19 protein-coding genes and 1 tRNA gene are annotated in these 26,644 nt (G+C 46.4%); 14 read left to right on the top strand and 6 right to left on the bottom strand.

Annotated features, from left to right (window positions below):
• Positions 1-284: 284 nt before the first annotated feature.
• Complete coding sequence (locus A3CY_RS0100965; RefSeq protein ID WP_026207168.1) at positions 285-926, top strand: AlbA family DNA-binding domain-containing protein; 642 nt, start codon at positions 285-287, stop codon at positions 924-926.
• Here the strand turns inward: A3CY_RS0100965 and A3CY_RS0100960 are convergent.
• Positions 910-1,350, bottom strand: a complete 441-nt coding sequence (locus A3CY_RS0100960; protein ID WP_026207167.1) for a hypothetical protein — start codon at positions 1,348-1,350, stop codon at positions 910-912. The two genes, A3CY_RS0100965 and A3CY_RS0100960, sit on opposite strands and share 17 nt — an antisense overlap.
• An 8-nt stretch (positions 1,351-1,358) precedes the next feature.
• On the bottom strand, positions 1,359-2,516 hold the full coding sequence (lpxB, locus tag A3CY_RS0100955; protein ID WP_018336008.1) for a lipid-A-disaccharide synthase: 1,158 nt from the start codon (positions 2,514-2,516) through the stop codon (positions 1,359-1,361).
• A 153-nt stretch (positions 2,517-2,669) separates the two neighbouring features.
• Between lpxB and mtaB the strand changes: the two genes are divergently transcribed.
• From mtaB to A3CY_RS0100930, 5 genes are all read left to right on the top strand, one after another.
• Positions 2,670-3,989, top strand: coding sequence for a tRNA (N(6)-L-threonylcarbamoyladenosine(37)-C(2))-methylthiotransferase MtaB (gene mtaB / locus A3CY_RS0100950; protein ID WP_018336007.1), 1,320 nt, complete (start codon positions 2,670-2,672; stop codon positions 3,987-3,989).
• Between the two features lies 1 nt (position 3,990).
• Positions 3,991-5,010 carry a GDP-mannose 4,6-dehydratase gene (locus A3CY_RS0100945; RefSeq protein ID WP_018336006.1) on the top strand — a complete coding sequence of 340 codons (1,020 nt, stop codon included), beginning with the start codon at positions 3,991-3,993 and terminating at the stop codon, positions 5,008-5,010.
• Positions 5,007-5,840, top strand: coding sequence for an EFR1 family ferrodoxin (locus A3CY_RS0100940; RefSeq protein ID WP_018336005.1), 834 nt, complete (start codon positions 5,007-5,009; stop codon positions 5,838-5,840). The genes A3CY_RS0100945 and A3CY_RS0100940 overlap by 4 nt, the downstream gene beginning before the upstream one ends.
• Positions 5,841-5,948: 108 nt before the next feature.
• The gene (nhaA, locus tag A3CY_RS0100935; RefSeq protein WP_018336004.1) at positions 5,949-7,286 is read left to right on the top strand and encodes a Na+/H+ antiporter NhaA; all 1,338 of its coding nucleotides are present in this window, start codon (positions 5,949-5,951) and stop codon (positions 7,284-7,286) included.
• A gap of 42 nt (positions 7,287-7,328) precedes the next feature.
• Positions 7,329-7,413: transfer RNA gene (locus A3CY_RS0100930), tRNA-Ser, on the top strand.
• A 98-nt stretch (positions 7,414-7,511) separates the two neighbouring features.
• On the opposite strand, the gene A3CY_RS0100925 is transcribed toward A3CY_RS0100930, so the two are convergent.
• The 3 genes from A3CY_RS0100925 to A3CY_RS0100915 are packed head-to-tail and all read right to left on the bottom strand — an operon-like array spanning position 7,512 to position 13,167.
• Positions 7,512-8,873 carry a TolC family protein gene (locus A3CY_RS0100925; RefSeq protein ID WP_018336003.1) on the bottom strand — a complete coding sequence of 454 codons (1,362 nt, stop codon included), beginning with the start codon at positions 8,871-8,873 and terminating at the stop codon, positions 7,512-7,514.
• Between the two features lie 4 nt (positions 8,874-8,877).
• The gene (locus A3CY_RS0100920; RefSeq protein ID WP_018336002.1) at positions 8,878-12,045 is read right to left on the bottom strand and encodes an efflux RND transporter permease subunit; all 3,168 of its coding nucleotides are present in this window, start codon (positions 12,043-12,045) and stop codon (positions 8,878-8,880) included.
• 12 nt (positions 12,046-12,057) lie between these two features.
• Positions 12,058-13,167 (bottom strand): efflux RND transporter periplasmic adaptor subunit, encoded by a 1,110-nt coding sequence (locus tag A3CY_RS0100915; protein WP_018336001.1) that lies wholly within the window; start codon positions 13,165-13,167, stop codon positions 12,058-12,060.
• 159 nt (positions 13,168-13,326) lie between these two features.
• On the opposite strand from A3CY_RS0100915, the gene A3CY_RS0100910 reads away from it, so the two are divergent.
• From A3CY_RS0100910 to A3CY_RS0100900, 3 genes are all read left to right on the top strand, one after another.
• Positions 13,327-14,331 (top strand): sensor histidine kinase, encoded by a 1,005-nt coding sequence (locus A3CY_RS0100910; RefSeq protein WP_026207166.1) that lies wholly within the window; start codon positions 13,327-13,329, stop codon positions 14,329-14,331.
• A 1-nt stretch (position 14,332) separates the two neighbouring features.
• Positions 14,333-15,052: a LytR/AlgR family response regulator transcription factor gene (locus A3CY_RS0100905; protein WP_018335999.1), complete on the top strand. Its 720-nt coding sequence runs from the start codon at positions 14,333-14,335 to the stop codon at positions 15,050-15,052.
• Positions 15,053-15,621: 569 nt separating this feature from the next.
• A complete protein-coding gene (locus tag A3CY_RS0100900) occupies positions 15,622-18,636 on the top strand; it encodes a hypothetical protein (protein ID WP_018335998.1) in 3,015 nt (1,004 codons plus the stop codon).
• An 89-nt stretch (positions 18,637-18,725) separates the two neighbouring features.
• Here A3CY_RS0100900 and A3CY_RS0100895 read toward each other — a convergent pair whose 3' ends face one another.
• Complete coding sequence (locus A3CY_RS0100895) at positions 18,726-19,340, bottom strand: MarC family protein (protein WP_018335997.1); 615 nt, start codon at positions 19,338-19,340, stop codon at positions 18,726-18,728.
• Between the two features lie 312 nt (positions 19,341-19,652).
• On the opposite strand from A3CY_RS0100895, the gene A3CY_RS0100890 reads away from it, so the two are divergent.
• From A3CY_RS0100890 to A3CY_RS0100870, 5 genes are all read left to right on the top strand, one after another.
• Positions 19,653-20,240, top strand: a complete 588-nt coding sequence (locus A3CY_RS0100890; RefSeq protein WP_026207165.1) for a GrpB family protein — start codon at positions 19,653-19,655, stop codon at positions 20,238-20,240.
• A gap of 72 nt (positions 20,241-20,312) precedes the next feature.
• Complete coding sequence (locus tag A3CY_RS0100885; RefSeq protein ID WP_018335995.1) at positions 20,313-20,708, top strand: hypothetical protein; 396 nt, start codon at positions 20,313-20,315, stop codon at positions 20,706-20,708.
• 65 nt (positions 20,709-20,773) lie between these two features.
• Positions 20,774-21,409, top strand: a complete 636-nt coding sequence (locus A3CY_RS0100880) for a DedA family protein (protein WP_018335994.1) — start codon at positions 20,774-20,776, stop codon at positions 21,407-21,409.
• A 1-nt stretch (position 21,410) separates the two neighbouring features.
• Positions 21,411-24,347 carry a calcium-translocating P-type ATPase, PMCA-type gene (locus A3CY_RS0100875; RefSeq protein ID WP_018335993.1) on the top strand — a complete coding sequence of 979 codons (2,937 nt, stop codon included), beginning with the start codon at positions 21,411-21,413 and terminating at the stop codon, positions 24,345-24,347.
• A gap of 21 nt (positions 24,348-24,368) precedes the next feature.
• Entirely contained in the window at positions 24,369-26,642 is a 2,274-nt protein-coding gene (locus A3CY_RS0100870; protein WP_026207164.1) for a cation:proton antiporter, read from the top strand.
• The last annotated feature ends 2 nt before the right edge of the window (positions 26,643-26,644 follow it).

Raw genomic sequence — 26,644 nt, 5'->3', positions numbered from 1 at the left:
AAATAAAGGTTTATAAATGAATAAACTCTTACGCCCCCCGCAAAAAAAACAGGAGACGTAAATCCACACCCCTCCTGGGTATATAGATTTACGTCTCCTGTATTTGAATACAAATGTATAAAAAAAGCACACGAAATAAAAAGCAAAAAAATACAAGAAGCTACCAACAATACAAGATACAAAGGCAGATTGACAGCAGTTCTTCCCCGGGCAAAAGCGTGTTTACCCTACCGGAAAAATACAGAGAATTTATTTATCTTTGCGCCACAAACAAGAAGCAGACCATGGCACGGGAACCATCTGACTACATACACGACCGAATAGAGGAAGGGGAACACCAGCAACAGGATTTCAAATTTGAAATATCCGATGCCCGAAAAATAGCCCGGTCACTCTCCGCCTTTGCCAACACCGACGGCGGCAGGCTGCTTGTCGGGGTTAAGGACAACGGCAAGATAGCCGGGGTTCGCTCGGAGGAAGAAATATACATGGTCGAAGCCGCCACCTCGCTCTACTGCAAACCACAGATAGAATGCGAGATGCACACCTACCGCATCGAGGGACGCACCGTGCTGGAAGTCATCATTCCGGAAGGAAAACAGAAACCGTATTACGCCAAAGACCACGACAACCACTGGTGGGCATACGTCCGCGTGAAGGATGAGAACATCCTCGCCACGCCTGTCCACCTCAAGGTATGGCAACAGTCAGGAACCCCGCTCGGTTCACTCGTGCGCTACACCGAAAGCGAACAAATACTGCTCGACCATCTCGCACACCACGACACCATCAGCCTCAACCAATACTGCCGCCTTGCACGGGTTTCCCGCCCGAAAGCGGAGACGATCCTCGCCAGATTCATTCGTTTCGACCTTATCGAGGCATTCTTCGACGGCAACAAGTTCCTGTTCAAGGAAAAGAAATAGACTTCACCCACAGCAACACGGTTTGGTACGCCCTGTCCTGTTCGCTCATCATCCCGCGGACTTTCAATTTTTCGTTCGTTTGCAGGTCGTGATACGGCACCAGATCGAAGAAATTAAGGTCAATATCTTCGCTCATTTTCTGAATCAACAAGGGAATAATCCGGTCGCCCATCTTCACGAGCTCCTTGTATTCCGGCACCTCTTTGGAAGACTCCGTCCGACTGCTAAGCCGTATTTCATGATTGTTCATGTAAGCATCCTTCCAAGCCTTGTAACGCTTGTCGAATGTCTTCCGGGTAGAATCCGGAATCTCGGAAACAACCTTCTCTATCACCTTTTTCTCCTTGGCAGTAAACCGCCATTTGTTCTCCCCCATGACGCATAGAGAAAGTAAAACCAGCATAGATATAACAACCGTTTTCATGGTCTTGATTATTTTGATTTATCCTTGTTTGAAGTGACATTCTCTTTCAATTGTCCGATCATCATCTCCGCGAACCGATCCGAGGCACCCGGTTCCCCGAGACGCTCGTTTACCTCCCGGTAACCGGCAAGCATCGCAGCACGGCTCTCCCCGTCGGGCAAGATGGCAGACAGTTCGTGCAGGATGTTCCGCTCATTCAACTTCTGCATCAGCAGCTCGGGAACGACCTCTCTCCCCGCGATCAAGTTAACCAGCGAAATGAATTTTACCTTCACGAAGGTCTTGAACAAGAAATAGCTGAAAGCTCCCCCCTCCCCGCTATAACAAACCACCTGCGGGGTTCCCAGTATGGCGGTTTCTAACGTCGCCGTCCCGGAGGTAACCAGTGCGGCACGGGCTTGTTTCACGAGGCGGTAGGTCTGCCCGTACACGATACGCACTCCCGTTCCCTGTATATAAGACGCATAGTCGGCATCCATCATCGAGGGAGCCCCGGCAATCACGAACTCGTGCCCCGGGAAGTGGGGTATCATCAACAACATCTTCGGCAACACGTGTTTCAACTCCTGTGCCCGGCTACCCGCCACGAGGGCGATGATTGGCTTTCCCGACAACCCGTTCCGCCGGGTAAATTCCTCGAACGTCTCGTCCTTGTGATCCCGGTCATGGATGGCATCCACCAGCGGGTTACCCGCGTAATAAACGGGATAATCATACCGGGCATAAAACCCGACCTCAAAGGGGAAGATAACGAACATCCGATCGACGAGGCGCTTGATCTTCTTCACCCGTCCCGTGTTCCACGCCCATATCTTAGGCGATATATAATAATAGACTGGGATACCCGCCTCCTTGATAAACTTCGCCACCCGGAGATTGAATCCCCCGTAATCGACGAGAATCACGACATCCGGGCGCCACGCCAAAATATCCCGGCGACACTCGTCTATATTCGCCTTGATCTTGTCGAGGTTCTTCAACACGGTAAGGAACCCCATGATGGCGGTATCCTTGTAATGGCGCACGATCTCGCAGCCAGCAGCACGCATCAGATCGCCCCCCCAGCCTCGCGCCAGCGCATCCGGGTCACGACGTTTCAGACCCTTGATTAAATTCGAGGCGTGCAGATCGCCCGATGCCTCTCCGGCAATAACGTAATACTTCATCTACTCCTAGTTTTATCGCCTTCGGCGAGTTGCAAGTTTTGAGGTTGCAAGTTACAAGTTTTTTACACGGTCACAAAATCAATTTTCAATTTTCAATTTTCAATTTTCAATTATTTACTACCTTTGTCCACTCAAGACATAAAACAATCACGCATGAATATAGCAGGGAAGAGTGTAGCGTACATCACGTTAGGATGCAAATTGAATTTCTCGGAGACCTCCACCATCAAACATAGCCTCGAACAAGCGGGTGCCGTGACTGTCGGGGAGAAGGATGGGGCGGATATTTTCGTTATCAACACGTGCAGCGTCACCGACATAGCGGAGAAAAAGGGACGGCAGATGATACGGAAAATCATCCACCGTAACCCCGGCGCTTATATTGTGGTTGTGGGATGTTACGCCCAGCTACGGGCACGGGAGATCATGGCTATCGAGGGAGTGAACCTCGTGCTCAGTGCCCGTGACAAATTCAACGTGGCTCACTACCTCACCCACCTCGAGGAACAGGAAAAACAGGAACCGCACTCGTGCGACATCTTCAAGGTAGCCGGTTTCGACCTTGCCTACTCGTACGGCGACCGCACCCGCAGTTTCCTCAAGATACAGGACGGATGCGACTATTTCTGCACGTATTGCACGATCCCTTACGCCCGCGGGCGCAGCCGCAGCGCCTCGATACAAGCCGTACTCGAAGCAGCACAGGATGCGGCGGCACGGGGTATTCGCGAGATCATCCTCACGGGTGTGAACACGGGCGATTTCGGGAGAGGCTCGGGAGAAACATTCATCCAGCTATTGCAGGCTCTCGACGAAGTGGAGGAAGTTGACCGCTTCCGCGTTTCGTCCATCGAACCAAACCTGCTGACCGACGAGATTATCCGTTTCGTGGCATCGTCCCGCCGTTTCATGCCACACTTCCACGTGCCACTGCAATCCGGCAACAACGAGGTTTTACGCCTCATGAAACGCCGCTACGAGCGGGAACTGTTTGCGATGAAAGTACAGGAGATCAAGACTCTCATGCCCGACGCATTCATCGGCGTGGACGTCATCGCCGGAATGCGCGGGGAAACCCCGGAGGCATTCGAGGACGCACGGGAATTTATCGAAGGACTCGACGTGTCGCAACTGCACGTGTTTCCCTACTCGGAACGCTCCGGAACAAAAGCACTCGAAATACCATACATCGTAACGCAAACAGAAAAACACAGGAGGGTAAACGTCCTGCTTGACGTGTCCGAACAGAAGCTGCACTCCTTCTACGCGGCTCACCATGACGAGGTGCGCCCCGTGCTGTTCGAGGATAGCGACACGAATGGGTCGATCTGCGGATTCACGGACAACTATATCCGGGTGGAACTTCCTTACGACCGGACGCTGGCGAACCGGATCGTGCCCGTCAGGCTGGGCACACTAAACGAGAATGATAACTTGAACGGAACGATAGAACAAACTCAAATAACGAAATAACATGAATATTCTAGTAACGGGAACGGCGGGCTTTATCGGGTTTTACCTCGTGCAGAAACTACTGGCTTCGGGGCACACCGTGTACGGTATCGACTCAATCAACCATTATTACGATGTTTCACTCAAACTCGACCGCCTGCACGAGTGCGGTATCGACTATCCGGAACCGAAAAAAGAAATCATGTCGGAAAAATACCCGGCATACACTTTTTGCCAGATAGACCTCTGTGATGCAGAAGCGGTGAATCGCCTGTTTGAGGCTCGCCACTTCGATTGCGTGGTGAACCTCGCTGCCCAAGCCGGGGTAAGATACAGCCTGAGCCATCCCGAGAGCTACGTGCAAAGCAACGTGGTGGGATTTCTCAACCTGCTGGAAGCAAGTAAAAAAACGAATTGCAAGAAATTCATATACGCCTCGTCGTCGTCCGTGTACGGGAACAATCCCTCCGTGCCCTTCAAGGAAACGGACAACGTGGATCACCCCATCAGCATCTACGCCGCCACCAAGAAAGGCAACGAACTCATGGCATACACTTACGCACACCTCTACAAGCTGCAAACCATCGGTCTGCGTTTCTTCACGGTGTACGGACCTTTTGGTCGCCCGGACATGGCTCCCATGCTTTTCGCCAGCGCCATACAAAACGACGAAACGATACGTATTTTCAACAACGGCAACCTATCGCGTGACTTCACGTATATCGATGATATCGTCACGGGCATCGAAAGGATCGTCACCACTCCCGGCATTCTTCGGGAAGACGTGCCCGGCACACCTGCCACCATATATAATATAGGACACGGGAATCCCATGCAACTCATGGACTTCGTGCGCCTGCTGGAAGAGAACATGGGGAAAGAGGCTCGCAAGGAATTCGTGGGGATGCAAGCCGGCGACGTTTACCAAACATGGGCGGATACCACCCGCTTGCAAGAAGATTACGGCTACACGCCTTACACTTCACTGGAAACGGGGATTGCCCGCTTCGCACGATGGTTCAAAGAATATTACAAAAAATGAGAACGATACAACGGGTACAGGCAATCTATTTCAGCCCGACAGGCACCACCCGACGGGTGGTCACAGCCGTGGCAAAAGGCATCGCAAAAGCACTGCACACCACTTGTGAGGAATATGACTTCACCCTTCCCCGGGCGAGAACCACTCCGCTGACCTTTGCCGACAACGAACTTGTCGTTTTCGGCACCCCGGTTTACGCCGGACGGGTGCCCAACGTGTTGCTCAAATACCTCGACACGATCACGGGCAACGGGGCGCTGGCAGTGCCGGTCACCGTGTTCGGCAACCGCAATTACGACGACGCCCTCGTGGAACTCCGGGATATTCTCTACCGGAGAGGTCTATACCCCATTGCTGCCGCCGCTTTCGTGGGTGAACATTCATTCTCCCGCATGCTAGCGAAAGACCGCCCCGACACGAAAGACATCGAAACAGCCACCGCCTTCGCCCTCGACATAGCCGCCAAATGCAGCACGCTCGACGCCAAGACTCCCCCACCCCTAGTGAAAGTGCCTGGCACTCCTTATCCTTACCGGGGATACTACACCCCACGGGATCGCCATGGCAACCCGGTAGACATCCGCAAGGTGAAACCCCTCACGAATGACCGCTGCAACGACTGCGGGCTATGCGTCAAAGTATGCCCCATGGGTTCCATCAACCCCGACAACGTGAAAGAAATCACGGGCATCTGCATCAAATGCGGAGCCTGCATCAAAAAATGCCCTCGAAACGCTAAATACTACGATGACCCCGGCTATCTCTACCACCAACACGAACTAGAAGAAATATACACGGAGAGAGCGGAAAATGAAACAATTGGAAATTGAAATAGTTTCCAGCTTCGGCAATCTTTGCATTTTCAATTTTCAATTATTTAATTTGTTTGCAATTTTATTAATTTCGCGACGAATTTAATTCCATAAACTACTTGTAAAATGGTCAAAGAAATATTCAAATTCTCCATCAGGAAATTGATACAAACCAAAGTAAACGGGGGTATCATTCTTCTATTCGTGGCAGTCGTAGCAATGCTCGTTGCGAACTCCCCCCTGCAAGAGCATTATACCGCCCTTCTCTCGAAGAACATCTCCCTCACCATCGGAAGTTTTAACCTCTTCGACCGCCATGACGGTAACCCGATGACACTACTGGACTTCATTAATGATGCCCTCATGGCAATCTTCTTTTTCTCCGTCGGGTTGGAAATCAAACGGGAACTACTCGTCGGGGAACTTTCCTCCCCACGTAAAGCCCTTCTCCCGGTCGTTGCCGCTTGCGGGGGAATGATACTCCCAGTTATTCTGTTCCGGCTGATCGGTCAACCCGGTCTCGCCATGCGGGGAGCCGCCATTCCAATGGCAACAGACATCGCCTTCTCGTTGGGAGTTCTCTCCTTGCTGGGGAAAAAAGTACCCCTTAGCCTGAAGATATTTCTTACCGCCTTCGCCGTAGTTGACGACATCGGGGGCATCATCGTCATCGCCCTCTTCTACAGTTCACACCTCGTGGTCAATTACCTCATTGCTGCCGCCATGATCGTCACCCTACTATACATCGGCGGACGACGAGGTATTCACAACAAATTATTCTTCATCTTCTTCGGGATCGCCGTGTGGAGCCTGTTCCTCAACGCAGGAATACACCCCACCATCGCCGGGGTCATCGTGGCATTCACCGTACCCGCCCGTCCAAAGTTGCACATATACAAATACGTCAACAACATCCGCGAAAGCCTCAAACACCTGCCGGAAAAATCAGACGATCCCATATTAAGTAATTCAGAACTATCCATACTGAAAAGCATAGAGTCAGCATCAGACAAGGTAGTCAGCCCCTTGCAAGCCATGGACGACGACCTGCGTTCCCTCGTGAATTACATCGTGATGCCGCTTTTCGCTTTCGCCAACGCCAGCATCTCGTTCGAAGGTTTCACGTTCGCCTCTCTACACGGAGTATCTGTCACCATCTTTATCTCGCTAGTATTCGGTAAACTCATCGGCATATTCTCCTTCACCTACCTTAGCATCAAGGCTGGCTGGCTCACGATGCCCGACAAGATGGATAACCACCTCCTTTTCGGGGTATCCCTGCTCGGGGGAATCGGTTTCACAGTATCCCTGTTCATCGCCAACCTCTCGTACTCGGGCATGGGAGAAGAAGGCGCCATGCTACTCAACCAAGCTAAGATCGGAATCATCGGGGGCTCGCTATTTGCGGGTGTATGCGGTTACTTATACTTAAAACACATGTTGAATAAAAAAACACAAAAATAATTTTGAAAGCCAGAGAAAGTCGTTATCTTTGCATCCGCATTTGGAGAGGTGGCAGAGTGGTCGATTGCGGCGGTCTTGAAAACCGTTGAACTGCGAGGTTCCGGGGGTTCGAATCCCTCCCTCTCCGCGAAATCGACCGAAAAAAGAGAGTTAGCCCACGAAGGCTAACTCTCTTTGTATATTTGTCCTTCCCTTCTTTCATCACAACACTCTATCTTTAGATATTCACACTCCACCACCAAGCGCTTGATATAGATTTACAACAGATTGCAATTCTTTCATTTGATTAGCTACTTGGTTTAATTCTGCATTATAAAGTGATTGTCGTGCAGTAAGAACTTCTAAATAAGTTGTATTCCCATAAGACATTAATAATTCCGTATTTCTTACAATAGCATTCAAAAACGCTATTTGCTGTTCATACAGTTTCGATTTTTCATGTGCCGTTTGATATTGACATAAAGCATCATTAACTTCCGTACCCGCATTCAGTAATGCTTGTTGAAAGTTTAAAGTCGCTCTTTCTTGTAAAGATTTAGCAACTTTTAACCGTGCGGTTAATCGCCCATTAGCAAACAAAGGTTGTACAAGAGAACCTATGGCTAATACCAAAAAACTCCCCGGATTAACAATCAATTCCCCTGCCGCATTTGTCCATCCGGCAGTTCCATTTAATGTAATATTTGGATAAAAGTCAGAACGGGCTTGATTGGTAGCATAGAAAGCATTTTCAAGCGAGCGTTCAGCCGCACGAACATCCGGACGGGTGATTAACAACTGCATTGGTATTCCTATCTTAACGGAAGTTGGCAGGTATTGGTTCTTGATACAATTTCTTTTTATAGAATGTGGTACTTCTGCCAACAACAAACAAAAGCTATTTTCTACTTGTTTGATTTGTTCCTGCAAATCTAAAATAGAAATAGCTATAAATTGACAAGCTGCTTCCGATTGGCTTACGGCGATTTCGGTTGCTCCTCCGATCGACTTCAATGTACGAGTGGATGCTAAATTTTCCAACCAGCTTCGTTTTGTGGATTTGGCAATATCAAGTTGCCGGTCAAGCATCATCAATGTATAATAGGTGTTAGCCACATTAGCCACTAATTGACTGCGTACAGCTTGTGCGTAATCCTGACTTTGAAGAAACAAGGCTTTTGCTTGTTTTTTAGCATTAGATAGCCTGCCAAAAATATCAATCTGCCAGTTAGCAGTTACGGGTAATTGATAGGCCTGTGTTGCCTTCTCTCCGTTTAGACTTCTGATATGACTTTGAGGGGTTAATGCGAATGAGGGCAAAAGCGTCAAACGAGCAGCAGAAAGTTGGGCTTTCGCTTCATCTATACGAAGTTGTGCTGATCGGACATCTACATTCTGTGACAAGGCTTTTTCTATATAATCCTGTAAAAGCGTATCCGTGAAAATCTCTTTCCATGACAAAGAAACCATAGACAGTGTGTCTTCGGGAAAGTATTCCATACCGTATAGATTTTCAGCCTGTATTTTAGGACGAGTGTATGGTTCATATACATTACAAGCTGTCAATGACAGTATTGTAACACTAATTGTTAATATCTTTTTCATCATTCTTTTATAAATTGTTTTCTTGCTTTTCTGCTATGGCTTTATTTGCGTATTCAAATTTGCCTGGACGGATAATTTCTTCTAACCGTTGGAAGAAGATAAATAATACTGGCACGATAAACAACAAGGCAAGTGTTCCTGTCAACATTCCACCCACCGTTCCTACTGCAAGCGAACGGCTCCCATTAGAACCGACACCTGATGAAAATATCATCGGAATTAGTCCAAACACCATTGTCAACGAAGTCATTAAAATTGGACGCAAGCGCATTTTAGCAGCCAACATGGCAGATTTTGTTATGCTCACCCCTTGCATTCTCCGTTGTGAAGCATATTCCGTTAGCAGAATAGCCGTTTTAGACAAAAGTCCAATCAACATAATCACACCTGTCTGCATATAAATATTGTTTTCCACCCCGAAGCATCTAGCAAACAGAAAACTACCTGCTAATCCAAATGGAACGGACAAAATCACAGCCATTGGAATAAATATGCTTTCATATAATGCACACAAAATAAGATAAATGAACACGATACAAATGCCAAAAATAAAAATGGAAGTATTTTCTGTAGTCGCTTCTTCTCTTGTCATTGCTCCAAATTCATAGCTATAACCACTGGGTAAAGTTTGTGCTGCTACTTCCTGGATAGCTTTGATAGCTTGACCAGAACTATACCCGGTAGCCGGAGTTCCATTGATAGCAATAGAAGAAAACAGATTGAATCGGGAAAGCATTTCAGCACCATACACTCTTGTTAAAGTCAGATATCCGCTTATCGGTGACATTTTTCCACCTGCTGTCCTCACAAATATGTTGTCTAAAGATTGCGTATTTAGACGATATTCGGGTGATGCCTGCACCATCACCCGGTAAAGTTTGGAGTATTTATTCATATTGGACGAATAAGTTCCACCGATATAACCGGATAAAGCGTTCAAAATCTCTGCCGGAGAAATTCCGTTACGTTTACATTTTGCAGCATCAACTTCCACGATATATTGCGGATATTTTGCATCAAAATTGGTTTGTACCCTTGCAATTTCGGGTCTTTCATTCAAAGCTGTTATAAACCGTTGTGTATGATTGAACAAATTTTCCACGTTACCCTCCATGCGGTCTTGTACATGTACTTCAAAGCCATTAGTAACTCCATAGCCCGATATAATCGGCTGAGCAAAAACCATAATCTTTGCTTCTGTTATATCTGCAAGTCGTTTATAAACTTGTGCAATTACTGATCTGTTATCATCAAACTTTCCCGTACGCAGGTCCCACGGTTTCAGACGTATAATAAATGTACCGTTAGATGCCCCTTGCCCTGCAATCATTCCCATTCCAATTGATTTGGAATAAATTTGGAATTGCGGAACATCTTTTATACGTTTCTCTATTTTATGCAATATTTTTTCTGTTTGGGCAAGACTGTTACCCGGTGCTGTTTGTACATCAACCACAATCGTTCCGGTATCTTCATCTGGTACTAATCCCGTTTTTGTTGTGTTCAATAGATAAAAGAATCCTAACAGAGCAATGCCAAGCGAAATACCGACGATCCATTTCCGTTTAAGAAAGAATAAAATAGCTCGTTTGTACTTTCCAACAATGCGATTAAAAGCGATGTCAAATGCAATATGGAAACGAGAGGAAAAGCTCATTTTTTTCTTTAATTCGTTTTCTTTATGCGGTGTCATTAGCAAAGCGCATAGTGCTGGACTTAATGTCAGGGCATTAAAGGTCGAAATACAGACAGCTACCGCCATAGTCATACCGAATTGTGTATAAAAAGTTCCCGTTGCTCCATTTATAAAGCAAACTGGAATGAATACCGCCATAAAAACCAAAGAGGTTGTCACCAACGCAGAGCTAATCCCTTTCATGGCATCGACCGTTGCCAAATAAGAGGATTCATACCCTTCGTCAAATTTCGCTTGTACTGCTTCAACCACAACTATTGCATCATCAACCACAGTACCGATAACCAGCACTAATGCAAATAAAGTAAGCATATTTAATGAAAAACCCACAATATACAAGAACGCAAATGTTCCGATTAAAGAAACTATGATAGCCATTGACGGGATGAATGTAGAACGAATATTTTGCAAAAAAACATAGACAACCAGGATTACCAACAAAATAGCCTCAAACAGAGTTCTTACCACATTTTTAATAGAAGCATCCAAAAAACTTTTTATACTCATTAAATCAACCAGCTTCATACCTTGTGGCAGATTTGATGATATTTCCCGAACTACTTTATCAATATCTTTTACAATTTCATTTGCATTAGAACCGGGTGTTTGGGCAATCATGCAATTCGTTCCGGGATATCCTATCAACTCATTTTTTACCATATAACTTAACGACCCTAATTCTACATCTGCAACATCCTTCAAGCGTAGAATCTCGCCATTTTCCTGCGACTTAATAATAAGATTTTCAAACTCTTCTTCTTGATCATATCGTCCCCTATATTTTAATACATACTGGAACGTGTTTTCTGCATCAGCCCCTAATGTACCAGTTGCAGCTTCTACATTCTGTTCTTGCAATACGGCAGTAATATCTGCCGGGACTAATTTATATTGAGCCATTTTATGTGGTTTCAACCAAATACGCAATGAATATTCCGAACCAAATACGGTAATATCTCCCACGCCTTTAATACGGGCGAGTTGCGGTTCTATATTTATCTTGAAATAATTGTATAAGAATTTTTGGTCATAGAAATTGTCGGGACTATACAAAGCTATGATTTTAGCAGTACTGTTTTGGCTTTTCCGGACAGTAATGCCAGTATTTATCACTTCTGCGGGTAATAATCCTTGTGCAGAAGCAATGCGGTTCTGTACGTTGACGGTTGCCATATCCGGATCTGTTCCTTGACGGAAATAGACGGTGATAGTGGCAGAACCGTTATTCGACGCCGAAGATGTCATGTAATTGATATTTTCCACTCCGTTTATTGCTTCTTCCAACGGAACGACAACCGCTTTTTGTACGGTCTCCGCATTGGCACCCGTGTAAGTAGCCGACACGCGTACAGTAGGTGGTGCTATCTCAGGAAATTGTTCCAATGGTAAACGGGATAATCCTATTAAACCGAAAATGACAATCAACACCGAAAGCACTCCTGAAAGTATAGGACGATTTATAAAAGTTTGTACACTCATATCTGTTTGATTTTATTTGTTTGCAACAACAATTCCCTCACGTACCAATCCGGCACCTTCGGATATAATCGTATCTTTCTCCTGCAAGCCGGAAGTAACAACATATTCTTTTCCGTCATTGATACTTTCTACCTCAATACTCGTTGATTTGGTCTTCCCGTTCACAATTTTATAGACAAACAAGCGGTTTTGGATTTCATAAGTAGCACTTTGTGGAATAACAATACAATTTTTCTTTTGTATTGCCAGAATAACCTGCCCAGTTCCACCATTGCGCAACATTTTGTTCGGATTTGGGAATGTAGCACGAATACTGATTGTTCCGACATTATAGTCAATCATCCCACTAATAGCATCAATCTTTCCTGCATGGTTATAAATGTTTCCGTTACTTAAACGAAATTTTATTTCTGTAACCTCATTCATGTTCAAATCTCCTTGCCTTTGAATGATATCCAACATTTGGTTTTCTGTCATAGAAAAATAGACATGTACCTCTTCATCATCAGATACGGTAATCAAGGGTTCCGTAATATTGTTATCTACCAAAGCACCAACCCTGTAGGGAATCATACTTGCAATGCCATTTACCGGACTTCTTATTTCTGTGTATGAAAGATCGGTTGCAGCATTGCTTTGCCGTGCTTTAGCTTCTTCCAGAAAGGCTTCTGCTTCCAATAAGGCGTTGTGTGCTGTTTGCAGGTCAAAGTCGGAAACGATATTTTCTTGACGTAAAATTCTTTTCCCCTCATAGGTAAGACGTGCATTTGCCAACTTTGCTTCTGCACTTTTCACATTGGCATTAGCTGTTTTTAAAGCAGCCACGTAAGGGGCTTGATCAATAATAAATAATATTTCTCCTTTTTTGACGAACGCCCCCTCTCTTGTGCAAATTTCCGTGATTGTACCATTTACCCGTGGGCGGATCTCCACATTCTGCCTCCCTCTGACAATAGCCGCATAATTGGTTTCCAATACTTTGTTTTCTCGGCTGACAACCATTATCTGATAGTTGCCCGTTTTTTCTTCTTGTGCTTTTTCACTACTGCATGATGCCATTATGGCAACAATCATAACTAAAAAAAACACTAAAAAAGTACGATGAGTGTTTGTCTTTTCCATAAATTTTTGAATTTTATTTGCTGTAAAAATAAAGAGAGACAATATTTTACAAAAGCATGTCGTTGTGAACGACACCAATGTCGTTGTAAACGGACTGTCAAGAACTTAATTATCACACAAAATCTATGTAACTTTGCAATGTATTCAATAGTTACCGTTATGACTGATAAAAAAGTACTGATTGCCATTGATATTGCCTGCTGTGTTATTCTTCTTCCGGCAATGATTATGTTTATGCCCGTAGAATATTGGTTTCCGGATAAGCCTTTATTTGTGGTACTGATTATAATATGGCTGTATGGAATTTATTTTATTAACCGAAGAATTTGCACGCCAATGTTGTTTCGAAAGAAACAAATTTTTCAAGCATTGTTATGGGTGTGTTTTACGATTATTGTCACATATTGCTTTATCCTTTACTCTCGTGACATTTCACCTTTGGAAGACCCTTTTGCCAACAAAGCAATAGGCCGGATACGCAGATTGAGCGTCTGGTTCATTTTTTTCATGATTACCTGTTTCAGCTTCATGATCGGTTTTTTAATAGAGCTGCACAAGCGTACCTTAGCCCACCAAGCTGTAGAACATGAAAAAAACAAAGCAGAACTAGCGTTGTACAAGGCACAAATCAATCCGCATTTTTTATTTAATACATTGAATACTATTTATGGTTTAATGATTTCGCAATCCGAGAAAGCAGAATCCGCTTTTTTAAAGTTTACCGAATTGTTGAGATATATCTATTCCAATAGTACACAAGATAAAACATCAATTGGAGAAGAAATCAACTACATATCAAAATATATTGATTTACAACTTCTTCGACTTAACGAGCACACTAAAGTATATTTTACACATAACGAAGATGATGCTTCAATCGAAATAGCACCTATGATATTAATAACATTTATAGAAAATGCATTCAAGTATGGTACATCCTCTTATTCAGATGGTGTTATATCAATAGATATACAGATGAAAAATGGCATTCTTTCACTAGCGACCTATAATCAAATACAGAAAAAACTATTGCCCCCGAAAGAGGGAATTGGAATTAGTAACTGTCGTAAGCGGTTAGATTTGCTCTATTCGGGTGCTTACACGTTGAATATTGTAAAAACAGAGAAGATTCATAAAGTGGCATTAACCATAAACTTGATATAATATGAGATGTATTGCTATTGATGACGAACCGGTTGCCCTTTCCATTATCAGCCAATATTGCAAACGTATAGGGAATATTGAATTGTCGGTATATAGCGACCCAATCTCAGGAATAAATAATGTCATCGAAACCAATCCTGATATTCTGTTTCTTGATATTGATATAAATGGAGTTTCAGGAATTGAACTTGCCAAATCCTTGCCCAAGGGAACTTATTTGATTTTTACAACAGCTTATGCCCAATTTGCATTGGACGGCTTTGAACTTAATGCGGTTGATTATTTGTATAAACCATTCTCTTTTTCTCGTTTTGAAAGAGCTGTTCAGAAAGTAAGAGACTTGCTTCAAATGCAGAAACTTGTACAAGAAAAACTTTCTGCAAGTAAGGAAATAACGATTAAAGTAGAATATCAGAATGTAAAAATCAGAATTGCGGATATACAATATATAGAAGCTATGGATAATTACATTAAAATACACACGATCGATTCTCGTCCTATTGTTTCACAAATGAATTTGAAAAAAATTAACCAAATGCTTCCTCGTAAAGAATTTATAAGGGTACACAAATCATATATTGTTTCGCTTCATAAAATAATCAGTTTCACAAAAAGAAATTTAATATTGAGTTGTCATTTTGCTGAAATTCCAATAGGACGGGCGTATGCCGATGATTTTATGAGAATAATGTTACAGAATAACATAGAAGAAAATCATTAGTGCAAGGTTCAACTCGATCCGAAAGCCTGTATTTTATTTCATATGCAAATTTTCGCAAGTCCAACACAAAAAAAGAAATCACAGGTTTATTTGCGCACTATCAAGCCTAGGTTTCTACCTAATACTCTTGGTGTACCTCTTGACAACAAGACAAAATTAATAATCACGTGGACTTACTACGGTCGCATTACCCCTGTGTGTTTCTGTCTTGCTCAAAGATGTTAATTGGTAAAGTATTTCTTTTATCTATTTTTTCATTTAACGAAACATGAATATTCATTCGCACTGAATAACAAAAAATCATCTCTCAAAAGCCAGTGATTTATCTATTTTCAAGAAATTATTTATCCCGGTTTTATTATTAGTCTCATCTCACCCGCTTGACTACTTCTATTAGAAACAATTATAATTTTTTGTTCACGCTAATTTAATGATATTTACCATCTGAAACACGACCTGCAAAAGAGAATGCAGGAAAAATGGATGGACGGGTCTTTTAGCATAGAACAGAGAGGGGGAATGCTATACCCGGGGAGGTAATATTGTAGGATGAAAAATTAGGAGTATATATGCTTATCAACGGATTGAAACACTATTCACGCTTGCCGTTTTTTGCCATCGTTTTGTTATTCATGTCTTGTATTGACGAAAAATTGCAAAATGACACACAGGAAGGATTTATAACATTTTCAGGTATCAACTCCCGTAGTTACGAGGGAAGCTTCCCGGGCGACGGAATAGACAGCAAAGTCGAAACACTTCGTATTATCGCGTTCAAAACGGACGGGACACTCGAGAGCAACGTCCTGTACTACGGTTCCGCGTTATCCGAGAACACGCTGCGCCACCCTATCGACCAAGGCGAGTATAACTTTATCTTTTTAGCCAATGAGCCCCCTAACACGGGCATCAAGGCGATTCTCGACAACATTGCCGATTACGACGGAATAAAATCCATCTCCTTCCCGGCGGAATATTTCAACTCGGACAAAATTATCCCGATGATCGCGGAAAATAACGCGGTAAAAATATTGACCGACGGGAAATTCGAGATCGGCGGCAACATAAATTCGGAACTAACGATAGGACTCCGGCGACTTGCCGCCCGTGTCGATGTCGTGCTTAAATCAAAGATTGACTGGGGTGTTGACAACAACAGTGAATTTGATGGTATCGCTTTCACGAACCTCCCGGACAGGGTGCCGCTCGTGCATGGCTTACCCAGTGACCATCCCGCAGGAACATGGGCATATGACGATCCTACCCAAACATACAACGGAACGGCTATAACCAGAAGCGTGGAACGCAAGTTCACGATGGCGGACAATGCCGACTATTTCGACGTAGACCCCACCCTTCTCTCGGCAGCCGACAAGGCAAATGGCTTCGTGTGGGCAGTGAAAGTAAAAAAAGTAATCATACCTTCCAGTTTCTTCACCACCAAATCGGCTGAAGGAAATGCGGTAGTTTTCACGGTGAATTTAATCAACAAATATAGCCCGTCGTGCAAATTAAAAATTCTGTCCGACCCGGATTACAGGCTGCCTGCCAACGCCCGGCTCGAATTGATCGGGAACATACAGGAACCGCTTGAAGTGAACATCAAGCCTGCGCCGTGGACCCGGATCGAGGAAGAATGGGAAATAGCGGGTATCCGCAAACTCAACGTGTCGCAAACCGACGTCAAGATGACCGACCAGAACGGGGTCAGAATCTCTTTCTGGTCGAATATGCCGGTAGTCAAAGTCCTTGCCACCGTGCAAAAAGAAGGAGAAGCAGCCGAACGTCCCACCAACGAGGTTTTCAACTGCCTGACCGTGGACGCCAATAACCCCAATCCTTACCGGTTTGAATTCGACCCGACCACGGGTAGCGGCTATATGGACTTGCTGATTGACGGCACCAACCGAATTTCGGGTACCCCGCACGACAGAACCGAGAACATGAGCGGCAAATACACGCTGATCCTGTCGGCTGAAGAGGCTAACGGCAAAAAACCGTTGCAAAGAACGATCACTGTCACGGTAACGCAGACCGGATTACGGTTCGTGCATAACCCCACGGCAAACCAGCACGGGTTATTTAACGCCGTATTCTTCAAGCACGACCAGAAAGGCGAACGCATCATCACCGGGCAACACGCCGTGGATCGTCCGTGGTCAGTAAAGATTCCCGATGCCTTTCAAGATTGGCTTGTAGTAAGTGCCACGCCTAGTTTCGACCCCGCGGTCGGCACCGAATACCCCGGAGATGCCGAACACTATCAAGTGATCCCTAATCAATACAGGGTAGAGAAAGATGGTAAAGAAATCAAGAATATCAACGGGCGCATCTATTTCCGCATCGGCGTCAAGGAGAGCGCCAATTACGTGCCCAGTGAAACTTCCACACCCAAGTTCGGGTATGTCGATCTGACATATTATCCCGGAGGCTGGCAAACCACCATGAGGATTTACGTCCGCCAAGGCGAAGCACCCGCGTACATATACACGTCCACCGATCCCATTCCGGATGTCGTGCACAACGGATGGAACGGCAACACGGATATTACGGCACAAGTCCGGTCGGATATGCGCCTTACCTCATCGAATACACGCCGAAAAGCGGCTAAGTTTGCGCCTTATAACCTAACCACGACCAAGTTATCCGGGTACACAGATCCGGATTACGAGAACGTGGGTATCAAGGGAGCTCGCTTTGTCGATTTCCCGTCGCAAGCAGGAGCACTTTTCCAATGGGCTGTCGATTTAAACGGCACGATAACCGGTATGACTAATTATTACCGGAGAGGCTTCAACCCGAGCCGCTCGTTTCTTGTAACAGGCTTCCCGTGGGATTACCCCGAGTTCCCCATCATGTGGGACGGGGCAACCGGAATAGCCGTATACAAAAATACATTCGAGATTTGCCCCACGGGCTACCGCCGTCCAACCGATGGATATACCAATCAAATATCTTACAACGGGTATTATGACTATTTGCCCGCCGCCAGTACTCCCGGTATAAATCATTTAACAGACGTGGAATATTCCGAGTTCAGGGTTTCTTTATTTAATGTACCCTTCGCGGGTAATGCCGCTTCAAGCGCGGATTATAAAACCGTGTACGACAACGTGGTGGGAACGAAAACCGGTCCGGGAACGTATCCCTACGGCACAAGTGGTATCGCCCGCAAGCAGTTGAGAAACACGACCTTTACTTTTTATTCGGACGGATTCTTCGACAGACGACCGATCAAAGAACCTTCAAGTGGCAATTACGGCGTATCGATAGACAACAGTCAGGTTGGCTACCAAGGGGTATTGTATTTCAATCCCACGACTTACGCTTCGATCTTCTTCCCCGCTACCGGGCGTCTAAATAACATTACCGGGAAGTTGGAAAGTCCGGGCAGTACCGGCTATTATTGGTCTGCCAGCGCTAGTCCGGCATACACGAGAAGTGAATTAACCGTAGCTCCGAATGACCGGAGAGTTCGTTACGGTGCTTGGTCATTCGAATCCGCGTACAATTCCATGAATTTCAGGGTTTCATACCAAGGTTTTGCACAAGCGGTACGTTGCGTGGCAGAAATCTCCAACTAAACTAAAAGTCTAAAATTTAAAGCGAATAAATTTAGTGATTGCCGATTCTATGATTAAGGAATCGGCAATCACTAAATCACATCATCGATCTACACTCCTGCAGTCAAAGATTTTATAAACAAGGTGATCCCGTCGAATATCATCTGCAACCCGATCGTGGCGACGATTAAGCCGATAATGCGAATCAGGGGATTCATGAAATTATACTTAATCAGAAAGTTTCCGATACGGCGAGCTTGCAGCATAAAGAAAAGATTCACGGCAAGCGCCAGCAATATGGATATGATGGTAATCTCCCTCCCGTACTGCACGGGGAAAGTAACGGCAGCCGTGATCGTGGCGGGTCCCGCTATCATGGGAATGGCAATAGGCACGGTGGTCAGGTCAGCCAACTTGATATGCTCGTCCACTTTCAAGAAGAATCCCTTCAACAGACCGGACAACCCGTTGTACATCAACACGGCACCGCAAGTAATCTGGAAAGAATACAGCTCAACATGGAAGACATAGTTAAACGTGATCTCCCCGAGGAAAAGGAAAAATATCAGGATCGCCGCAGCCGTGATGGTCGACTTTATAGAAATATAGCGCAATTCCTTCAACGAGAATCTCTCCTGCAAAGAGGTTACTATTAATACTTTCTGTACCGGGTTTACTAACGCCAAAAGAGCCACGATACATCCTAATATCATTTTTACTGTCATGACCTGTGTATTTTACTTATTCTATCGCAAAAGTACGCGATTAAAAGGACTTATCAATTAAATCTGCCAACAAGATTTCCGTACCCTTGAACGGGGAATAAACAATACTTTATCTATATTGTCGGGCGACTTTTAGGTGGCTTTTAGGCGGCTTTTAGGCGGCATTGCCCACTCATCGCCTACTGTTCACCCACTCTTCGCCCACGTTTTTACGAAAAATATACTTTTTTAACGTACACGAAAAACACGCCCCACGTATCATTTCCCTTATTTCATTATTTTTACACGACAAATAAAGATATACACAACCCCATGACTAAATCACTTCAAGACATGACTGACGAGGAACGCTGGGCGCTATTCCCGATCCTGTTGAGCGAACACCAAGACAAATGGCAAGAAGAGTACCGGAAAGAACAGAAACTCATCCGCGACACCATCGGGCAAGAAAACATTACTCGCGTCAACCACATCGGGAGTACTGCCGTGCCCGGTCTGATTGCCAAACCGACGATAGACATTTTACTGGAAATCCGTCCCGGCACGGACACCCAAAAACTTATCGCCACACTAGTCGCCACGGGGTATATTTGTGACAAACAGCCGTCAAAACCGGCTCCCCACCTCATGTTCATGAAAGGATACACGCCGCAAGGGTTCCGGGGACAAGTCATCCACCTGCACGTGCGCTACCCGGGCGACTGGGACGAACTCTATTTCAGGGATTACCTGCTAACCCACCCGGCGGCAACAAAAACCTACGGTGAATTGAAACAGCAACACGCCGTCAGGTACAAACACGACCGAGATGCCTACACGAATGCCAAGACGGACTTTATCCGCCGCACCACCTCTTTGGCTCGCGACGAAATGGGGGAAAAGTACGGGAACAGGCTTTAAACGTGAAAAGAAAGAAAAGCCTTTATAGTTTTAATAAATTATATTACTTTTGGGACTGAAAATTACATCGTAATGAAAAGGCTGTTTTTGCTATACATACCTATCTTTCTCTTTTCTTTATTCTTCATTGTCACCGGACTGCGAGAGGCAATGACCGAAGGAGAAACTACCATGTACAGCCCGAACGAACAACTTTCCATCCCGGAAAACCACGCGGACCTTCACTCCCATCCCGGATTTTTTCATCAATTGGGAGCAGACGAGGGGATCACTACAACCCACGGGCGGCGTTTCGGGTTGAACAAAACTACGAAAACGAACGTGTATTTCCGGAACCACGCCAGCGAATTGAAAAACAAACCGCCCAAGTTGGCATCCCTTGCAAACACAAAACATTTTATTCAATATTTAACCATTCGTCATAGCCAAGGTTTCTATATCTACTCGCTAAAGGAACTCTTGTTATGACGGGAATTATACTTGCTGCACGTATAATTAATTGAATATAAGATATTGTAAACTGAAATAATAATATGGTCGATTGGCTTCAATCCATTCTCGATTGGTATATGCATAACGTGAACTACTGGAGCGTTCTCGTCTGTATGACCATTGAGAGTTCCATCATCCCTTTTCCCGCAGAACTAATCGTGCCCCCGGCAGCCTGGAAAGCTGCAAACGGGGAGCTCAGTTTCATTCTGGTTGTTGTATTCAGCACCATCGGCTCGGTGCTCGGCGCACTAGCTAATTATGTGTTAGCCTGCACGCTCGGGCGGAAATTTATTTACACTCTGGCGGAATCACGCAGGGGGAAGATATGCGGGCTAAGCAAAGAAAAAATAGAGAAATCCGAACAATATTTCCTGAAATACGGCAAAAGTTCTACCTTCATCGGGCGATTGACTCCCGGGGTAAGGAGTTTTATCTCCCTCCCGGCAGGGATTGTAAAAATGCCGTTAAACAGTTTTATATTTTACACGGCAGCGGGAAGTGGCATATGGAACTTGGTTCTCGCTACTGCCGGCTATTTTTTATACACCCGAAAAGAGCTACTGGAAAGGTATTTCACGGAAATATCTGTCGCAATGTTAATCGTAGGTTTTTGCTTTTTCGGGTATCTTATTTTGAAGAATATTCGTAAAAAAAACAAATCAAACACAAAATCATAAAATGGAATCACGCAAACACTACACGGGACTCACCGATAAACAAGTACAGGAAAGTCGTGAAAAGCACGGGGCAAACGTACTGACTCCCCCGAAAAGGGACTCCTTGTGGCAGGTATTTATCGGGAATTTCGAAGACCCGGTTATTCGTATATTAATGGTAGCGGTATTTCTCTCCGGGGGAATTGCCGCGGCAATGTATTTCTCGGAAGGCATTGTCGAGATAGCCGAAACCATCGGTATCGCCATAGCCATCCTGCTGGCAACGGGCGTTGCCACGTGGTTCGTGTGGGACGCCAACAAGAAATTCGACGTGCTGAACCAAGTCAATGACGACACGCTGATAAAAGTCATCCGCAACAGCAACGTGCACGAGGTGCCCAAGAAGGACATTGTGGTCGACGACATCGTGATCCTCGAGCAAGGCGAAGAGATTCCCGCTGACGGGGTACTGCTGGAAGCGCTCTCGTTGCAGGTCAACGAATCGAGCCTCACGGGAGAACCGATCGCCAACAAGACCACGATCGAATCAGAATTCAGCATGGAAGCCACCTACCCCTCCAACCACGTGATGCGGGGTACCACCGTGGCTGACGGTCACGGGGTGATGCAAGTGCTCGCCGTCGGTGACGCTACCGAATTCGGGCGGGTGGCGGAGAAATCGTCCGAGAAGAGCGAGGAACCTACCCCGCTTGACACGCAACTCGAATCACTTGCCAAGTTTATCGGGATCATCGGCTTCTGCGGAGCCGCCTTGATGTTCACGATACTGTTTATAAAAGGATTGTTCTTCAACCCGGTTTACCCCACCCCCGGGTTGGGGCAACTAGGGTTGATCGGTGCCGTTATCATTGCAGCTGTCATCATGCTGACCAAAGTATGGATGCCCGTGGTATATGACGTTTACGCACTACAAGGGAAAGACAAACCTCTCCCCCGTGCTGTCGGGGAAGGAAACTGGGGACGCTGGATTCTCTACGGGTTGGTGGCGTTAGCCGTTATGCTCGCCATCGGTCTGGCATTCGGTGTAAAACCCTGGGACCCGCACGCGTGGATTCCCCTCGGGTTGGGGAAAAAGATACTTTCAGCCTTTATGGCTTCCGTCACACTGATCGTGGTGACCGTGCCGGAAGGTCTGCCCATGAGCGTTACCCTAAGCCTCGCGCTGAGTATGCGGAAGATGTTGAAATCGCACAACCTCGTGCGAAAAATGCACGCTTGCGAAACGATGGGCGCCACAACCGTGATCTGCACGGACAAAACAGGCACGCTGACTCAGAATCAAATGACCGTCTACCAGACCAATTTCTACGGGTTGCAGGACGGGCAATTATCCGATAATGAATATTCTAAGATTCTGGCGGAAGGTATCGCGATGAACACGACCGCCTTCTTGGACTTCAGTGACCCGGAAAGGGTGAAGACGCTCGGCAATCCTACCGAGGCGGCATTGTTACTGTGGCTGAACGACCAAGGGATCAGCTACGCGGAAGCGCGGGAAAGCGTCACGGTGGTAGAGCAACTGACCTTCTCCACCGAACGCAAATACATGGCGACCCTCGTGCAATCGCCCGCGCTGGGGAAAAAGGTACTATACGTCAAGGGTGCCTCTGAAATCCTGTTTGGTCACTGCAAGGATGTGATCGTGGACGGCACCCCCGTGCCCCTCGCCTCCCAGCAACCAACAATCGAAAAACAATTGCTGGAATACCAGAATCAAGCCATGCGTACCCTCGGGTTTGCTTACCAGATCATAGAGGACAACGAATCGCACTTCAAGGACGGGCAATTGTATAACACGGAATTGACCTTCCTCGGCATCGTTGCCATATCCGACCCCATCCGTCCGGACGTGCCGGACGCCGTGCACCGCTGTTTCGACGCAGGTATCCAAGTCAAGATGGTAACGGGCGACACGCCCGGAACGGCTAAAGAGATCGGGCGGCAAATCGGGCTGTGGACGGAAAAAGACACGGAACGCAATTTGATTACCGGGGTGGAATTTGCCGCTCTGACTGACGAGGAAGCCCTCGACAGGGTGCTCGACCTGAAAATCATGTCACGGGCTCGCCCGCTAGACAAACAACGGTTAGTACAACTATTACAACAGAAGAAACAAATCGTGGCAGTCACCGGCGACGGGACAAACGACGCCCCCGCCCTTAACCACGCCCACGTGGGATTGTCCATGGGTAGCGGTACATCGGTAGCCAAGGAGGCGAGTGACATTACCCTGCTCGACGATTCGTTCAGCAGCATCACCTCTGCCGTCATGTGGGGACGTTCCGTGTACCAGAACATACAACGGTTCGTGCTGTTCCAGCTGACCATCAACGTGGCAGCCCTAATCATCGTGCTGGTAGGTTCCCTGTTCGGCTCCGAATTGCCGATCACGGTGACGCAAATGTTGTGGGTCAACCTGATCATGGATACCTTTGCCGCCGGGGCTCTCGCTTCCCTTCCGCCCAGCCCGGACGTGATGAAACGGAAACCAAGAGATTCGAACGCATTTATCATCGTGCCCCAAATGAGGACGCTGATTCTCGCCACGGGTATCCTCTTCGTCGGCATCTTGCTGGGATTGCTCTACGTGCTTTCACACTACGCAGGAGGCATCGACGCTTCCACGCCGGAAGGGCTGGACAACCTGACGATATTCTTCACGGTGTTCGTGATGTTGCAGTTCTGGAATATGTTTAACGCTAAAACCTTCGGCACGAACGAATCTGCCTTCAAGAACCTCTTCAAGAGCGAAGGATTCCTCGCCGTCGGGCTTGCCATTGTCGTGGGACAAATCCTCGTGGTAAACTTCGGGGGCAGCGTGTTCCGGACAGTTCCCCTCTCGTGGACGGAATGGATATGGATCACGGCATCCACTTCACTCGTGCTCTGGGTAGGCGAAATATTCAGGGCAATAAAAAGGAGGAAAGATGGGAAATGAGGAAATATAAACTAATTAACCATGAAAAGAAACAGGACAAACTACTGGATATATCTCGGGATGATTACCGTGTTCGGGGTGTTGATCTACCTTGCCCTCTGTTCGGGCGAGCGGTTTGACCACCAGACAGGAAACGGCACGATGAACCCGAATATCGGGGCATTCGAGCTATTTGCCAACATCGTCGCCGACAACATGACAAATTCACTGACTATTTTGTTGTTACAAATTATCGTGATTTTGCTCACGGTCCGGTTATTTTCCTTTCTTTTCAAATACCTCGGGCAACCGGGCGTTATGGGTGAGATCGTGGCGGGTATCGTCCTCGGTCCTTCCCTGTTGGGATACTTCTTCCCGGAATTCTCGGCAAACCTGTTTCCCGCCGAGTCGTTGGACAACCTCAACCTGCTCAGCCAGATCGGGTTGATACTATTCATGTTCGTGATCGGTTTGGAACTGGACTTCAGTGTATTAAAGAACAAATTGAACGAAACGCTCGTCATCAGCCATGCCGGCATCGTCGTGCCCTTTTTCTTGGGTGTGGTGGCGGCTATCTGGGTATACGAGGATTACGCTTCCGGACAAACAGAATTCCTGCCCTTCGCCCTTTTCATCGGGATATGCATGAGTATCACTGCATTCCCCGTGCTGGCACGCATCGTGCAGGAACGCAACATGACGAAAACTTCCGTGGGGATGCTTTCCATCGCCTCGGCAGCCAACGACGACGTGACGGCATGGTGCCTGCTGGCTATTGTCATCGCCCTCGCCAAAGCCGGGTCTTTCATCAGCGCCCTCTACACCATCGGTTTAACGCTGGTCTATATCACCTTCATGTTCCTCGTGATGCGTCCTTTCCTGCGAAAGATCGGGGAAACCTACGCATATTCGGAAGTCATCAACAAAGCTTTCGTGGGGTTCATTTTCATCATCCTTGTTTTGTCGTCGGTAACGACAGAGATTATAGGCATTCACGCTCTTTTCGGTGCTTTTATCGCCGGGGTGGTGATGCCCACGAATATTGGGTTTCGCAAAGTGATGATGGAAAAAGTAGAAGACATCGCACTCGTGTTCTTCCTTCCGCTGTTCTTTGCCTTCTCGGGCTTGCACACGGAGATCGGTTTGATTAACACGCCCGAATTGTGGTACGTCTGCGGGCTGTTCATTGTAGTAGCCATAGCCGGGAAGTTCGGGGGATGTACACTTGCCGCCCGTGCCGTCGGTGAAAGTTGGAAAGACAGCCTTATCGTGGGAACGCTGATGAATACGCGGGGACTGATGCAACTCGTGGCACTCAACATCGGGTTCGAGATGGGTATCCTCACCTCGGAGATGTTTGTCGTGTTGCTGCTGATGTCGCTGCTAACCACGTTCATGGCAACCCCGATGCTATCGCTCGTCGAACGGGTATTCGCGAAAAAGAAGGAAAGCCGGGGACACCGGGAGAAAGTGTTGCTCTCTTTCGGTCGACCGGAAACGGGAAGAACCTTGTTGAATATAGCCGACTTGATGTTGGGACACCGCTTGCAATCCAGCGAGATCATCGGAAACCACTTCACGCTGGGCACAGACCTCAACCCGGCAAAAGCGGACGAGTACGAACAGGAGAGTTTCATTCCCTTGCGGGAAGAAGCGCAACAATTGCAACTACAAGTGCAGGAACGCTATCAGGTAACAGACCACCTTATCCCCGAAATGGTGAAAATAGCCCGGAAGGAAAATGTGGATTACCTTTTCCTGGGTGCCGGGCAACAATTTATGATGGGGAACGACGTTCCGGCGGGAACATTCGGGAAGAAGTTCACGACGGTTTCCCGCTGGCTGAAACAACTAAAAAACCACCCGCTGCATTTGCCGGGCACGCTGCTAAGACAGAAACTGGAATCTATAATGGAGCACGTGGATTGCTCCGTGGGTATCTTTGTCAACCGGGGATTCACGCATGCATCCTACATCCTGTTGCTGGTGGACAATGAAGCAGATCTTTTCCTCTTCACTTACGCACAAACCCGGCTAGGTGAAGAAAGTATGACTATCCGGATCTGCTTTATCAACGAGCACCCGAATGAATCCGTACTCACCCGGATTACAAAAGATTTTGTGCAACGGGATCCCGCTAAATTTATTCTGGACGAACCTTTGGCAACCAATCCCCTCGTCGGGGAAAAAGAAAGCCTGCTGGTTTTAAGCTACGCCACTTGCCAAAAATTATCGAAAGATCAGAACACGTTTGCCAAACTGCCTTCGCTTCTGATTATACGACCTCAAATTAATGTAGAAAACACAAACAATTAAAT

Source organism: Butyricimonas synergistica DSM 23225, assembly GCF_000379665.1.
GTDB lineage: Bacteria > Bacteroidota > Bacteroidia > Bacteroidales > Marinifilaceae > Butyricimonas > Butyricimonas synergistica.
Note: the sequence above shows the minus strand (reverse complement) of the source record. Positions and strands in the feature narration are given on the sequence as shown.

Excerpts from the sequence above, each read along its gene's own strand:
- A3CY_RS0100965 (WP_026207168.1), top strand. The coding sequence starts at position 285 with ATGGCACGGGAACCATCTGACTACATACACGACCGAATAGAGGAAGGG.
- A3CY_RS0100960 (WP_026207167.1), bottom strand. The coding sequence starts at position 1,350 with ATGAAAACGGTTGTTATATCTATGCTGGTTTTACTTTCTCTATGCGTC.
- lpxB (WP_018336008.1), bottom strand. The coding sequence starts at position 2,516 with ATGAAGTATTACGTTATTGCCGGAGAGGCATCGGGCGATCTGCACGCC.
- mtaB (WP_018336007.1), top strand. The coding sequence starts at position 2,670 with ATGAATATAGCAGGGAAGAGTGTAGCGTACATCACGTTAGGATGCAAA.
- A3CY_RS0100945 (WP_018336006.1), top strand. The coding sequence starts at position 3,991 with ATGAATATTCTAGTAACGGGAACGGCGGGCTTTATCGGGTTTTACCTC.
- A3CY_RS0100940 (WP_018336005.1), top strand. The coding sequence starts at position 5,007 with ATGAGAACGATACAACGGGTACAGGCAATCTATTTCAGCCCGACAGGC.
- nhaA (WP_018336004.1), top strand. The coding sequence starts at position 5,949 with ATGGTCAAAGAAATATTCAAATTCTCCATCAGGAAATTGATACAAACC.
- A3CY_RS0100925 (WP_018336003.1), bottom strand. The coding sequence starts at position 8,873 with ATGATGAAAAAGATATTAACAATTAGTGTTACAATACTGTCATTGACA.
- A3CY_RS0100920 (WP_018336002.1), bottom strand. The coding sequence starts at position 12,045 with ATGAGTGTACAAACTTTTATAAATCGTCCTATACTTTCAGGAGTGCTT.
- A3CY_RS0100915 (WP_018336001.1), bottom strand. The coding sequence starts at position 13,167 with ATGGAAAAGACAAACACTCATCGTACTTTTTTAGTGTTTTTTTTAGTT.
- A3CY_RS0100910 (WP_026207166.1), top strand. The coding sequence starts at position 13,327 with ATGACTGATAAAAAAGTACTGATTGCCATTGATATTGCCTGCTGTGTT.
- A3CY_RS0100905 (WP_018335999.1), top strand. The coding sequence starts at position 14,333 with ATGAGATGTATTGCTATTGATGACGAACCGGTTGCCCTTTCCATTATC.
- A3CY_RS0100900 (WP_018335998.1), top strand. The coding sequence starts at position 15,622 with ATGCTTATCAACGGATTGAAACACTATTCACGCTTGCCGTTTTTTGCC.
- A3CY_RS0100895 (WP_018335997.1), bottom strand. The coding sequence starts at position 19,340 with ATGACAGTAAAAATGATATTAGGATGTATCGTGGCTCTTTTGGCGTTA.
- A3CY_RS0100890 (WP_026207165.1), top strand. The coding sequence starts at position 19,653 with ATGACTAAATCACTTCAAGACATGACTGACGAGGAACGCTGGGCGCTA.
- A3CY_RS0100885 (WP_018335995.1), top strand. The coding sequence starts at position 20,313 with ATGAAAAGGCTGTTTTTGCTATACATACCTATCTTTCTCTTTTCTTTA.
- A3CY_RS0100880 (WP_018335994.1), top strand. The coding sequence starts at position 20,774 with ATGGTCGATTGGCTTCAATCCATTCTCGATTGGTATATGCATAACGTG.
- A3CY_RS0100875 (WP_018335993.1), top strand. The coding sequence starts at position 21,411 with ATGGAATCACGCAAACACTACACGGGACTCACCGATAAACAAGTACAG.
- A3CY_RS0100870 (WP_026207164.1), top strand. The coding sequence starts at position 24,369 with ATGAAAAGAAACAGGACAAACTACTGGATATATCTCGGGATGATTACC.